This is a genomic window from Streptomyces afghaniensis (assembly GCF_044327915.1).
In the GTDB taxonomy this organism is placed as follows: domain Bacteria; phylum Actinomycetota; class Actinomycetes; order Streptomycetales; family Streptomycetaceae; genus Streptomyces; species Streptomyces afghaniensis.
In genome coordinates, this window is record NZ_JBIRGJ010000010.1 from 446,711 (window position 1) to 459,397 (window position 12,687).

Genomic DNA, 12,687 nt, shown 5'->3' on the forward strand with positions numbered 1-12,687 from the left:
TCAGTCGCCCTTCCCGAGCGTCTCGGCGACGGCACTCGGCAGCCACTGCTGGGCGTCGGTGAAGGTGAAGCCGAGCCGCGCGGCCCGGGCGTTGTCCATGCCGTAGGAGCGGCGGAAGGAGAACGGCGAGACCTCGCCGACCTCGACGGGCCGGAACACGGCCCGGCCGCCCGGGACGTGCGCGGCCACCGCCTCGCACAACTCCCCGGTGGTCAGCGTCCCGTGGGAGGCGGCGTTCACCGGCCCCGTGAAGTCCTCGCCCGCCGCCCAGGCGAGGAACCGGCCGATCTCCTCGACGTGGACATAGGTGGCGGGCCGGTTCACCACCGGCACGGCGATCGGCTCGCCGGTGCGCATCCGCTCGGCGTAGTGGGCCAGCCGCCCGGTGAAGTCGTCGTCCCCGCCCAGGACGTGGGCCACCCGCACCGCCGTGTACGGCAACGCCGGGCCGCCGGCCGCGAGGACCGCCTCGGCCTGCCGCTTGCCCTCGCCGTAGTTCGCCTCCAGGAACGCCGGGTCGTCCCAGGGCAGCCCGAGGTCCACGGTGACCGTGGCAGGGTCGACGGCCTCCTCGCGCACGAGGGCGGGGGAGTCCTCGTACTCGTACACCTCGACCGTGGAGGTCATCACATAGCGGCGGGTACGGCCGGAGAAGACGCGGCGGGCGAGTGCCGCCTGGCGCGGGGTGTAGCAGACCTGGTCGACGACGACGTCGAAGACGCGCGAGCCGAGCGCGCCGGTCAGGGACCGCTCGTCGTCCCGGTCGGCGACCACGTGCTCCACTCCCGCGGGCGGCGGGGAGGACCCCCGGTTCAGCACCGTGACGCGGCGGCCGTCGGCGAGCAGCCGTGCGATCAGACGCTTTCCGGCGTAACGGTTCCCGCCGATGACCAGGACTTCCAGGGCCTTTTCCATGACCATAATTCTCCTGGCGCACAGCCACGCCTTGAAGGGGGAACCATGGGAGTTCAGGCCGCTACGCCGAAAGAACCACGGCATCCGCGCACCGTCGCCGACGAAACCTCGGTGGCCTTCGACGCGCTGGACCGGCAGATCCTCCAGCTGCTCCAGACCGACGGCCGGATCAAGCTCAGCGAGCTGGGCCGCCGGGTCCGGCTCAGCCCGGCGGCGGTCACCGAACGGGTGCGGCGACTGGAGGCGGCGGGCGTGATCAGCGGCTACGGCGCCCATGTCGTGCCGGCCCGGCTCGGCTACGGCATCCAGGCGTTCATCAGGGTCGATCCGCACGGCGGCTACAACCTCAAGCACCCCAGGACCCTGGAGCTGATCGAGCGGCCCGAGATCACCGAGGTGCACCACGTGGTCGGGGAGGACTGCTGGATCCTCAGGGCCGCGGTCCGGGACACCGTCCACCTGGAGGAGGTGCTGGAGGCGGTCTCCGCGCTGGGCCGCACCACGACGTCGATCGTGCTGACCTCCCCGGTGGAGCGGAAGCCGCTGTTGCCTTGACGTCGGCGTCAAGGACTACGTTCGTGCGTATGCGAATCGGCGAGCTGGCCGCACGGGCCGGGACCACGACGCGGACGCTGCGGTACTACGAGGCGCGGGGGCTGCTGCCCGCGCGGCGTGCTGACAACGGGTACCGGACGTACGACGAGTGCGATCTGAAGCTGCTGGAGCAGATCAGGACGCTGCAGGACTTCGGGTTCGACCTGGAGGAGACGCGGCCTTTCGTGGAGTGCCTGCGCGCCGGGCACCCCGAGGGCGACACCTGTCCGGCGTCGCTCGCGGTCTACCGGCGCAAGCTGGACGAACTCGACTCCCTGATCGGTCAGCTGACGAGCGTGCGGGAAACGGTCGCCCGGCAGCTGGCGCGGGCCGAGCTGGCCGCCGAGGCGGAGGCTCCGGGGGGTCCGGAGCCACAGTGCGAACTGGGGAGGCACACATGGTGACGGATGTGACCGACGCGGATTTCGAGGCGGAGGTGATCGGCGCCGACCTGCCGGTGCTGGTGGAGTTCACCGCCGACTGGTGCCCGCCCTGCAAGCAGATGGGGCCGGTGCTGAAGGCCCTCGCCTCCGAGGAGGGCGACCGGCTGAAGGTGGTGCAGCTCGACGTGGACGCCAACCCGGAGACGACGAACGCCTACAAGGTGCTGTCGATGCCGACGTTCATGGTCTTCCGCGGCGGTGAGCCGGTGAAGGCGATGGTGGGCGCCCGGGCCAAGCGGCGGCTGCTGGAGGAACTGGCCGACGTGCTGTAGAGGGCGGGCCTGGCGGCCCCGAAACGAGGAAATCCCCCGAGCAATTGCGCTCGGGGGATTTCCTTGCGTATATTTGTTCATTCGTGACTTCAAGTCGATTGAAGGCACAGTTAAGTTCAGTGAGCACAGTATATCCGGGCGGGAGCGGAATTGTCAAACACCGAATTTCCGGACGATGAATTGCGGCAGGAGCAGGAATTCATCGACGGGTTGTACGCGCGCGTGGACGCGCTGCGCGGCGACGCCGAGACCTCCGTCACGGACGCGCTCGCGCAGGGCAACACCCCCATGCAGGCCAGACTGGAGCGGGACATCCTCGTCGCCGAGCGATCCGGGCTGCTCGCCGCGCTGAACGCGGTGGACGGCTCCCTGTGCTTCGGCCGGATCGACCTCACCTCGGGCGTGACCCACCACATCGGCCGCATCGGCCTGCGCCGGGACGACGCCGAGCGCACACCGGTCCTGATCGACTGGCGTGCCGACGTCGCCCGCCCCTTCTACCTGGCCACCGGCCACACCCCGATGGGGCTGAGGCGCCGGCGGCACATCGCCACCGACGGCCGCACGGTCACCCACCTGCACGACGAGATCCTCGACCTAGGCGACGAGACCCGCACCGGCCACGAGGACCCGACGGGCGACGCCGTGCTGCTCGCCGCGCTCAACTCCGCCCGCACCGGCCGCATGAGCGACATCGTCCAGACCATCCAGGCCGACCAGGACCGCATCATCCGCGCCCCGCACCGCGGCGTGCTCGTGGTGGAGGGCGGCCCGGGCACCGGCAAGACGGCCGTCGCCCTGCACCGCGCCGCCTATCTGCTGTACGAGCACCGGGAACTGCTCGCCAAGCGGGCGGTGCTGATCGTCGGGCCCAACCCGGCGTTCCTCGGCTACATCGGCGAGGTGCTGCCCTCCCTCGGCGAGACCGGTGTGCTCCTCGCGACCGTCGGCGAGCTCTTCCCCGGTGTCAGGGCGACCGCCACCGACACGCCCGAGGCCGCCGCAGTGAAGGGCCGCGCCGAGATGGCCGACGTCCTCGCCGAGGTCGTGCGCAGCCGGCAGGCACTGCCCGACCCGGTGATCACGATCGAGCACGAGCGTGAGGTGCTCATGCTGGACGACGGCCTCGCCGGCGTCGCCCGGGAACGCACCCGCGCCGCGAAGCTGCCGCACAACGCGGCCCGTGAGCACTTCGAGGGGCACATCCTCAACACCCTCACCGAGCTGTACGCCGAGCGGATCGGCACCGACCCCTTCGACGGGTCCAGCCTGCTCGACCCCAGCGACATCACCCAGATCCGCGACGACCTCGCCGAGAACCCCGAGGTCTGGGCCGCGATCGACCAGCTGTGGCCGCTGCTGACCCCGCAGCGGCTCGTCGCCGACTTCCTCGCCGCGCCCGAGGAGTTCCTGTCCGCCGAGGACGCCGCCGCCGTACGCCGCCCGGTGACCCGGCGCTGGACCGTCGCGGACGTGCCGCTGCTCGACGAGGCCGCCGAGCTCCTCGGCGAGGACGACCGGCTGGCCCGCGAGCGCGCGCAGCGCGAGCGGGAGCGGCAGATCGCCTACGCGCAGGGCGTGCTGGACGTGTCCTACGCGTCCCGGACCTACGAGTTCGAGGACAAGGAGGAGGACGACCCCGAGTCCTCCGAGGTGCTGTCCGCGCACGACATCATCGACGCCGAGCGGTTCGCCGAGCGGCACGAGGAGGACGACCACCGCAGCGCCGCCGAGCGCGCGGCGGCCGACCGCACCTGGGCGTTCGGGCACATCATCGTGGACGAGGCGCAGGAGCTGTCGCCGATGGCGTGGCGGCTGCTGATGCGGCGCAGCCCGACCCGCTCGATGACCCTGGTCGGCGATCCCGCCCAGACGGCGGAGGCGGCCGGTGTCGGCTCCTGGGCGGGCATCCTCGCCCCGTTCGTCGAGGACCGCTGGGAGCACACCCGGCTGGGCGTGAACTACCGCACCCCGGCCGAGATCATGGACGTCGCCGCGGCCGTGGTCCGCGCCGAGCACCCGGAGTTCGAGCCGCCGAGCTCCGTCCGCTCCACGGGCGTACGCCCCTGGGCACGCGCCACCGACGACCTCCCTGGCGCCGTCGCCAAGGCTGTGGAAGAGCTCACCCCGGCCGAGGGGCGGCTCGCGGTGATCGCCCCGCGCGACCTGCACCGCGGCCTCGCGGCCCGGCTGGACGGCGTGACGGCGGGCGCCGAACCCGACCTCACGCAGTCGGTCGTCCTCCTCGACCCGCGCCAGGCCAAGGGCCTGGAGTTCGACTCCGTCCTCGTGGTCGAACCCGGCCGCTACGGCACCAGCGACCTGTACGTCGCCCTGACCCGCGCCACCCAGCGACTCGGCGTGCTGCACACCGGGGAGCTGCCGCAGGCGCTGGCGGAGGCCTTCGCGTAGCCGAGCGGATGCCGTGCCCGGCCGCTGCTGGCCGGGCACGGCATCCCCTCAGAGCAGGAACGCCCTCGGATCCCGCCAGGCGTGCCACAGCCCGGCCGCGAGCGGTACGACCGTCAGGGCGAAGAAGACCCAGAAGAGGAACTCGGCCCCGGGCGTGAGGTCGTAGACGGTGCCGTCCTCCCACACGCAGTAGGCACGCGGCGGGAACGGCGTGGAGACTCCCGACACCTCTCCGCTTCCGATGACGCCCTCCAGGTACGGCTCCCTGGGGCAGGGGGCGGTCTCGGGGAACAGGACGGGATCGTCCGCCGCCATGATGAACACCCAGGTGGCGGCACCGAGCGGCACGGTCCAGAAGGTCGAGGTCCGCACCCACAGCGGCAGCAGCGGGTGCGTCAGCAGCCCGCGCAGCGCCACCCAGCCGACGACGAGCCCGGCGAAGACCGGGAGCAGCGTCACGACACCACCGCGGCCCTGCGGGCGCGCAGTTCGGTCGCGTACCCGGCGCCGATGGCGAGCAGGGCGGCGGACACGGCGAGGGACGCGCTCGCACCGTTCATCCACACGTAGGAGGGGTCACTGGCGTAGACGCTGCCGTCGTCGCGGACGCAGTCGAAGCGGAGCGGGAGGTAGGAGGAGCGGTGATGGGACAGGCCCTCGACGGTGGCTTCGTCGAAACCGTCGACGCAGGCCGGGGCCGGGACGGAACTCGCACCTTCGCCGAACTCCGACTCGGACATCAGGACGGCGAAGAACCCGAGGGAGTACGCGGCCGCGGCCGCCCACGCGGCCCCTGCCGCCGCCCGGCGCATCAGATGCACCGCCCACGGCTCGGGCCGCCCGGGGAACGCCATCGCGACGACCCCCGCCGCGGCGATGAGGGCGCCGACGGCGCAGGCCGCCGAGACACCGAGACCCACCAGCACGGGCCTCAGCCCCTTCCGGACCGTGAGGTGAGCGACGTGGCACGCATCCGGCCACCTCACCAGGCGCGACCCGGACCGGCTGTGACGGAAGCCACCCCTCCCGTCACAGCGGTGTCACAGGCCGCCTACGCCGGGCGCAGCCACACGGTCGACAGCGGTGGCAGGGTCAGCCGGATGCTCGCCGGGCGGCCGTGCCAGGGCTGGGCCTCCGGTTTGACCGGGTCGGGGTGGGTGACGTCGCTGCCGCCGTAGCGCGCGGCGTCGGTGTTGACGGCCTCGTGCCAGGCCGGGACGTCCTCGGGCACGCCCAGGCGGTAGTCCTGGCGGACGACCGGCGCGAAGTTCGACACCGACAGGATCGGAGTGCCCTCCGGGTCCAGCCGCAGGAACGCCAGGACGTTGTCGTCGGCGGCGTCCCCGACCACCCACTCGAAACCGGCCGGGTCCGTGTCGAGCCGCCACAGCGCCGAAGTCGCACGGTAGACGGTGTTGAGGTCGCGGACCAGGTCCCGCACTCCCCGGTGCTCGGCCTCGGCGCCGTAGCCCGGATCCAGGAGCCACCAGTCGGGGCCGTGCGCCTCGGACCACTCGGCGCCCTGGGCGAATTCCTGCCCCATGAACAGCAGCTGCTTGCCGGGGTGGGCCCACATGAAGCCCAGATACGCCCGGTGGTTGGCGCGCTGCTGCCACCAGTCGCCCGGCATCTTCGACACCAGGGAGCGCTTGCCGTGCACCACCTCGTCGTGGGAGATCGGCAGGACGTAGTTCTCGCTGTACGCGTACACCATCGAGAACGTCATCTCGTGGTGGTGGTACTTGCGGTACACCGGCTCGTGGCTCATGTACTGGAGCGAGTCGTGCATCCAGCCCATGTTCCACTTCAGCCCGAACCCGAGCCCGCCGAAGCCGCTCGGGCCCTTGTGGTGGGTGGCCCGGGTGACGCCGTCCCAGGCGGTCGACTCCTCGGCGATCGTGACCACACCGGGCACCCTGCGGTACACCGTCGCGTTCATCTCCTGGAGGAACGCCACCGCGTCCAGGTTCTCCCGGCCGCCGTGCTCGTTGGGCGTCCACTGGCCCGGCTCGCGCGAGTAGTCGAGGTAGAGCATCGACGCCACCGCGTCCACGCGCAGCCCGTCGATGTGGAACTCCTCGCACCAGTACAGGGCGTTCGCCACGAGGAAGTTGCGCACCTCGTTGCGTCCGAAGTCGAACTCCAGCGTGCCCCAGTCGGGGTGCGCGGCCCGCAGCGGATCCGCGTGCTCGTACAGGGGCCGGCCGTCGAACTCGGCCAGCGCCCAGTCGTCGCGCGGGAAGTGCGCGGGCACCCAGTCCATCAGCACGCCGATCCCGGCCCGGTGCAGCGAGTCCACCAGGTACCTGAAGTCGTCGGGCGTGCCCAGCCGGGCCGTCGGTGCGTAGAAGCCGGTGACCTGGTAGCCCCAGGAGCCGCCGAACGGGTGCTCGGCGACCGGCATCAGCTCGACGTGCGTGAAGCCCAGGTTCTTCACGTACCCCGGGAGCTGCTCGGCCAGTTGACGGTACGTCAGTCCGGGCCGCCAGGACGGCAGGTGCACCTCGTACACCGAGAAGGGCGCCTCGTGCGCCGGGGCTTCGGCGCGCCGGTCCAGCCACGCGGCGTCGCCCCACTCGTACTGCGAGGACGTGATGACCGACGAGGTCGCGGGCGGCACCTCCGTGCGGCGGGCCATCGGGTCGGCACGCATCGTCTTCGAACCGTCGGGGCGGGTGATCTCGAACTTGTACAGCTCGCCCTCGCCGATGTCCGGCAGGAACAGCTCCCACACGCCCGACGAGCCGAGCGAGCGCATGACGTGGCCGGTGCCGTCCCAGAAGTTGAAGGTGCCGGCCACGCGCACGCCGAGCGCGTTCGGCGCCCACACCGAGAACCGGGTGCCGGTCACGCCCTGGTGGGTCATCGGGTGCGCGCCCAGCGCCGTCCACAGCTCCTCGTGCCGGCCCTCGCCGATCAGGTGCAGGTCGAGGTCGCCCAGCGTGGGCAGGAAACGGTAGGCGTCCTCGGTGTCCAGGACCGTCCCCTCGTACTCCACGAGCAGCCGGTACTCCGGAACCTCCCGCAGCGGCAGCAGTCCGGAGAAGAACCCCTCCCCGTCGTCGTCCAGCTCCGCCCGCACCTCCCCGGCGACGACGGTCACCGACAGGGCGTACGGCCGGAACGCCCGGAACGCGACCCCGCCGGGCACGGGGTGGGCGCCGAGCACGGAGTGGGGGTCGTGATGCGTGCCGTTGAGCAGCCGGTCCCGGTCCGCCGCGCCGACGGCGGGCGAGACGCCGAGTTCCATCTCCGGCGGGACGGTCTGGGCGGGGGCGGAGGTGGCTTGGCCGGCGCTGGTTTTCCTGGCGGTGGCCTTCTTGGCGGGAGCCTTCTTCGTGGGGGTCTTCTTCGCGGTGGCCCTCTTCGCGGGAGGCTTGGCCGCGGTGGTGGTCTCGGCAGCAGCGGCCTTGGCGGCGGTGGCCTTGGCGGCGGTGGACTTGGTTGCGGTGGACTTGGTGGCCGCCGCCTTCGCCGTCGTGGCCTTCTTGGCGACCGCCTTCTTGGCAGCCGCCTTCGTGGTCGTCGCCTTGGCGGCGGTTGCCTTGGTGGTTGTGGCCTTCTTGGCGGTGGCCTTCTTCGCCGTCGCCTTCGCGGCAGCGGTCTTCGTCGCGGTCGTCTTCTTGGCGACCGCCTTCTCAGCACCCGCCTTCTTCGCAACTGCCTTCTTCTCGACGGCCTTCTTCGCGGTCGTCTTCGCCGGGGCCGACTTCTTGGCCGTGGCCTTCGTCGCGGGTGGCTGCGCGGCAGCCGTCTTCTTGGCGGCGGCCTTCTTCGCGGGGGCCGTCGCCTTCTTGGCCACTGCCTGTTTCGGCACCGACGTCTTCTTGGCGGCACTCTTCTTCTGGGCGGCCGTGGGCTGCTCGGGGATCTTCTCCCCGGCCGTCCCCTTGGGACGCGAACCGCTGGACTCAGGGCGGGGGGTCACGGGCGGAGCCTCCAGGACGCAGGTGGGTCAGTCAGGTCAGGTCAGATGGCCGGTCGAGGCGAGGCGGTCTATGGCGGCCAGGGGCACCGGCAGCCAGTCCGGGCGGTGGCGGGCCTCGTACACCACCTCGTAGATCGCCTTGTCCGTTTCGTAGGCGCGCAGCAGCACCGGGTCCGTGCGCGGATCGAGGCCGGAGGCCTCCGCGTACCCGGAGCAGTACGCGGACCGGCAGGTCTCGGCCCAGTCCGGCTGGGGCGGATCGGCCGAGCGTGCCGCGTAGTCGAAGGACCGCAGCATGCCGGCGACGTCCCGCACCGCCGGCTGCGGCATGCGCCGCTCGGCCAGCGGCCGGGCCGGTTCGCCCTCGAAGTCGATCAGCCACCACTCGCCGGCCGGCGAGCGCAGGCACTGCCCGAGGTGCAGATCGCCGTGTACCCGCTGCGCGGTCCAGGTGCGGCCCTCGGCGGCCAGATCGCCCAGCGCCGTGAACGCCGAGCGCAGGTCGGCCGCGTACGGCCGCAGCGCGGGCACCGCCTGGACGGCCGCCTCCAGCCGCTCGATCATGCCGTCCACCATGAGCCGGAGCTGCATGTGACCGAGCGTGACCGTCGGCAGTGCCCGGGCCAGCGTGGTGTGCACCTCGGCGGTGGCCCGGCCCAGCGCCCGCGCCTCGGCGCCGAAGTCCTCGCCCTTGGCCAGCTCGCGCAGCGCCAGCTCCCAGCCGTCGGAGGCGCCCTGCACAAATGGCTGGAGCACCCCCAGCACATACGGCTGGCCGGCCAGGTCGGCCGGGCCTCCCGAGATCACCGGGTCCGCCGTGCGGTCGACGTCCGCGACCATCCAGGCCGTCGGCGCGGGCACCCGGGGACAGCCCTCGCGGGCCAGCGCCAGCGGCAGCTCCAGATCCGGGTTGACCCCGGGCACGATCCGGCGCAACAGCTTCAGGATGAACGTATCTCCGTAGACGATCGACGAGTTGGACTGTTCCGCGGTCACCACGCGCGGCACCAGACCGGACCGGATGTCCTGGTCGAGGTCCCGCTCGAAGCGGAGCCCGCCGATCCGGGCCTGGGTGCGCAGCGCCTCCAGGAGCAGTTCGGCGGGCCTGGCGTCGTGCAGAGCGTCGTAGGCCGTCCGGCCGGCCAGCGGCCCCGTCGCCAGGTGTCCGATCAGCGCGGGCGCCAGCCGAGGCGGCAGCGCCTCGCGCACGCCTATCAGCAGCTGGTAGCAGTCGCCGGGGTGGCCGGGCGCGCCGTGCGACGGCACGGACGGCTGGTGGGCGCGCACGAGCAGGTGGTACAGGCCGAGCTTGCCCGTGGCCGGGAGCAGCTCGGTGGCCTCGACCAGCGTGAACCCGGTGACCGGACGTCCCTTGCCCGCGAACCAGCGCTGCCGCGGCAGCCACTCCCGCAGCAGCGGATCGAGGGAGGCAAGAAGGCCGGGCGGAGCGGTGACGGTGCGTGTGACGGCTTCCGACATGGCGTCGCGTCCTTTCACCCATGATTGGTGCGCCTCCGGGGCCTTCAGCAGGTGCCGGCGGCGCCCCTCCGGCTCACGCGGATGGGCGGGGTGTTACTGATGCGTGCCCCGGGCGGGGCGGGAGAAACGCCCCGCCCCGGGGGTTTGCGGCCCGCCCCGTGATTCAGGGCCTCGTCAGGCCGCCTCGGACCTCACAAGGTGTCCCTGCGGAGCCGGAACCAGTAGAAACCGTGACCTGCCAGCGTCAGCAGATACGGCAGCTCGCCGATCGCCGGGAAGCGGACCCCGCCGAACAGTTCCACGGGGTGCCGCCCCTCGAAGGCGCTCAGATCCAGCTCCGTGGGCTGCGCGAACCGTGAGAAGTTGTTCACGCACAGCACGAGGTCGTCCTCGTACTCCCGCAGGAACGCCAGCACCGCCGGGTTCGTCGACGGCAGCTCGGTGTACGAGCCGAGTCCGAAGGCCGGGTTCTGCTTGCGGATCTCGATCATGCGGCGGGTCCAGTGCAGCAGCGACGAGGGCGAGGCCATGGACGCCTCGACGTTCGTCACCTGGTAGCCGTAGACCGGGTCCATGATCGTGGGCAGGAACAGCCGTCCCGGGTCGGAGGAGGAGAACCCCGCGTTGCGGTCCGGGGTCCACTGCATGGGCGTGCGCACCGCGTCCCGGTCACCGAGCCAGATGTTGTCGCCCATGCCGATCTCGTCGCCGTAGTACAGGATCGGCGAGCCCGGCAGCGACAGCAGCAGGGCCGTGAACAGCTCGATCTGGTTGCGGTCGTTGTCCAGCAGCGGGGCGAGACGGCGCCGGATGCCGATGTTGGCGCGCATCCGTGGGTCCTTGGCGTACTCGGCCCACATGTAGTCGCGCTCTTCGTCGGTGACCATCTCGAGCGTCAGCTCGTCGTGGTTGCGCAGGAAGATGCCCCACTGGCAGCCCGAGGGGATGGCCGGGGTCTTGGCCAGGATCTCGGAGACGGGGTAGCGGGACTCGCGCCGCACCGCCATGAAGATGCGCGGCATGACCGGGAAGTGGAAGGCCATGTGGCACTCGTCGCCGCCGCTCGGATAGTCGCCGAAGTAGTCGACGACATCCTCGGGCCACTGGTTGGCCTCCGCCAGCAGCACCGTGTCCGGGTACTGCGCGTCGATCTCCTTGCGCACCCGCTTCAGGAAGTCGTGCGTGGCCGGGAGGTTCTCGCAGTTGGTGCCCTCCTCCTGGTACAGGTACGGCACCGCGTCCAGCCGGAAGCCGTCGATGCCCAGGTCCAGCCAGAACTTCAGCGCGGAGATCATCTCCTCCTGCACGGCCGGGTTCTCGTAGTTGAGGTCCGGCTGGTGGGAGAAGAAACGGTGCCAGTAGTACTGCTTGCGGACCGGGTCGAAGGTCCAGTTGGAGGCCTCGGTGTCGACGAAGATGATCCGGGCATCCGGGAACTGCTTGTCGTCGTCGGCCCACACGTAGTAGTCGCCGTAGGGCCCGTCGGGGTCCTTGCGCGACTCCTGGAACCACGGGTGCTGGTCGCTGGTGTGGTTCATGACGAAGTCGATGATCACGCGCATGCCGCGCTGGTGGGCGGCGTCGACGAACTCCACGAAGTCGGCCAGGTCACCGAACTCCGGCAGCACGGCGGTGTAGTCGGAGACGTCGTAGCCGCCGTCCCGGAGCGGGGACTTGAAGAACGGCGGCAGCCACAGGCAGTCGACGCCGAGCCACTGGAGGTAGTCGAGCTTTGCGGTCAGGCCCTTCAGGTCACCGACGCCGTCACCGTTGCTGTCCTGGAACGAGCGGACGAGCACCTCGTAGAAGACGGCGCGCTTGAACCACTCCGGGTCGCGGTCCCTGGCGGGAGTGTCCTCGAAGGTGTCCTGAACGGGTTCGTTGACGATCATGTTGTGGGTGACCCTCCGATCTGCGGGGTGGACGGTCGCAGAACCGAGAAGACATGCGCGGGCCTACGGCCCGGTTCGAGGCGCACGTAATTAGCCCTGCCCCAGTGATAGGTCTCGCCGGTGAGCTCGTCGCGCACCGGCACCGACTCGTGCCAGTCCAGGCCGAGTTGCGGCATGTCCAACGAGACCGTGGCCTCCTGGGTGTGGTGCGGGTCGAGGTTGGCGACCACCAGAACCGTGTTCGAACCCTGCCGCTTCGAGTAGACGATCACCGCCTCCTGGTCCGCGTGGTGGAAGTGGAGGTCGCGCAGCTGCTGGAGCGCCGGGTTCTCCCGGCGGATGGTGTTGAGCCTGGTCAGCAGCGGGGTGATGGTGCGTCCCTCGCGTTCGGCGGTCTCCCAGTCGCGGTGCCTGAGCTGGTACTTCTCCGAGTCGAGGTACTCCTCGCTGCCCTCCCTGAGCGGGGTGTTCTCGCACAGTTCGTAGCCGGAGTAGATGCCCCAGGTGGGCGAGAGGGTCGCCGCGAGGACGGCCCGGACCTCGAAGGCGGGGCGGCCGCCGTGCTGGAGGTAGGCGTGCAGGATGTCGGGGGTGTTGGCGAAGAAGTTCGGCCGCATGTACGAGGCGGCCTCGCCCGACAGCTCCGTGAGGTACTCCGTCAGCTCCTGCTTGGAGTTGCGCCAGGTGAAGTACGTGTAGGACTGCTGGAAGCCGATCTGGGCCAGGGTGTGCATCATCGCCGGGCGGGTGAA

11 protein-coding genes are annotated in these 12,687 nt (G+C 71.0%); 4 read left to right on the forward strand and 7 right to left on the reverse strand.

Translation table 11 applies throughout. The features are described 5' to 3' along the window. Window positions 1-915, reverse strand: a complete 915-nt coding sequence (locus ACH4G3_RS36435) for an NAD-dependent epimerase/dehydratase family protein (RefSeq protein ID WP_397628471.1) — start codon at window positions 913-915, stop codon at window positions 1-3. Between the two features lie 45 nt (window positions 916-960). On the opposite strand from ACH4G3_RS36435, the gene ACH4G3_RS36440 reads away from it, so the two are divergent. From ACH4G3_RS36440 to ACH4G3_RS36455, 4 genes are all read left to right on the forward strand, one after another. Continuing rightward, the gene (locus tag ACH4G3_RS36440) at window positions 961-1,470 is read left to right on the forward strand and encodes an Lrp/AsnC family transcriptional regulator (protein ID WP_031140825.1); all 510 of its coding nucleotides are present in this window, start codon (window positions 961-963) and stop codon (window positions 1,468-1,470) included. A 29-nt stretch (window positions 1,471-1,499) separates the two neighbouring features. Continuing rightward, window positions 1,500-1,913, forward strand: a complete 414-nt coding sequence (locus tag ACH4G3_RS36445) for a MerR family transcriptional regulator (RefSeq protein ID WP_397628486.1) — start codon at window positions 1,500-1,502, stop codon at window positions 1,911-1,913. After that, a complete protein-coding gene (locus ACH4G3_RS36450; RefSeq protein ID WP_397628472.1) occupies window positions 1,907-2,224 on the forward strand; it encodes a thioredoxin family protein in 318 nt (105 codons plus the stop codon). Before ACH4G3_RS36445 ends, ACH4G3_RS36450 begins: the two co-directional genes overlap by 7 nt. A gap of 132 nt (window positions 2,225-2,356) precedes the next feature. Continuing rightward, window positions 2,357-4,636, forward strand: coding sequence for a HelD family protein (locus ACH4G3_RS36455; RefSeq protein ID WP_397628487.1), 2,280 nt, complete (start codon window positions 2,357-2,359; stop codon window positions 4,634-4,636). Between the two features lie 48 nt (window positions 4,637-4,684). Here the strand turns inward: ACH4G3_RS36455 and ACH4G3_RS36460 are convergent, their stop codons facing one another. The 6 genes from ACH4G3_RS36460 to ACH4G3_RS36485 form a co-directional block, all read right to left on the reverse strand. Continuing rightward, a complete protein-coding gene (locus ACH4G3_RS36460; RefSeq protein ID WP_397628473.1) occupies window positions 4,685-5,095 on the reverse strand; it encodes a hypothetical protein in 411 nt (136 codons plus the stop codon). Further along, window positions 5,092-5,562, reverse strand: coding sequence for a hypothetical protein (locus ACH4G3_RS36465; protein ID WP_397628474.1), 471 nt, complete (start codon window positions 5,560-5,562; stop codon window positions 5,092-5,094). The genes ACH4G3_RS36460 and ACH4G3_RS36465 overlap by 4 nt, the downstream gene beginning before the upstream one ends. 125 nt (window positions 5,563-5,687) lie before the next feature. After that, on the reverse strand, window positions 5,688-8,564 hold the full coding sequence (gene glgB, locus ACH4G3_RS36470; protein WP_397628475.1) for a 1,4-alpha-glucan branching enzyme: 2,877 nt from the start codon (window positions 8,562-8,564) through the stop codon (window positions 5,688-5,690). A 36-nt stretch (window positions 8,565-8,600) separates the two neighbouring features. Continuing rightward, window positions 8,601-10,043 (reverse strand): maltokinase N-terminal cap-like domain-containing protein, encoded by a 1,443-nt coding sequence (locus ACH4G3_RS36475; RefSeq protein ID WP_397628476.1) that lies wholly within the window; start codon window positions 10,041-10,043, stop codon window positions 8,601-8,603. A 191-nt stretch (window positions 10,044-10,234) separates the two neighbouring features. Beyond that, on the reverse strand, window positions 10,235-11,935 hold the full coding sequence (gene treS, locus ACH4G3_RS36480; RefSeq protein WP_397628477.1) for a maltose alpha-D-glucosyltransferase: 1,701 nt from the start codon (window positions 11,933-11,935) through the stop codon (window positions 10,235-10,237). Next, a partial coding sequence (locus tag ACH4G3_RS36485) for an alpha-amylase family glycosyl hydrolase (protein ID WP_397628478.1) occupies window positions 11,932-12,687 on the reverse strand: 756 nt, incomplete at its 5' end. The genes treS and ACH4G3_RS36485, both read right to left, overlap by 4 nt.

What these genes read in the sequence shown, in the direction of transcription:
- ACH4G3_RS36445 (WP_397628486.1), top strand. Translation starts at nt 1,500, where the DNA reads ATGCGAATCGGCGAGCTGGCCGCACGGGCCGGGACCACGACGCGGACG.
- ACH4G3_RS36450 (WP_397628472.1), top strand. Translation starts at nt 1,907, where the DNA reads ATGGTGACGGATGTGACCGACGCGGATTTCGAGGCGGAGGTGATCGGC.
- ACH4G3_RS36440 (WP_031140825.1), top strand. Translation starts at nt 961, where the DNA reads ATGGGAGTTCAGGCCGCTACGCCGAAAGAACCACGGCATCCGCGCACC.
- treS (WP_397628477.1), bottom strand. Translation starts at nt 11,935, where the DNA reads ATGATCGTCAACGAACCCGTTCAGGACACCTTCGAGGACACTCCCGCC.
- ACH4G3_RS36435 (WP_397628471.1), bottom strand. Translation starts at nt 915, where the DNA reads ATGGAAAAGGCCCTGGAAGTCCTGGTCATCGGCGGGAACCGTTACGCC.
- ACH4G3_RS36475 (WP_397628476.1), bottom strand. Translation starts at nt 10,043, where the DNA reads ATGTCGGAAGCCGTCACACGCACCGTCACCGCTCCGCCCGGCCTTCTT.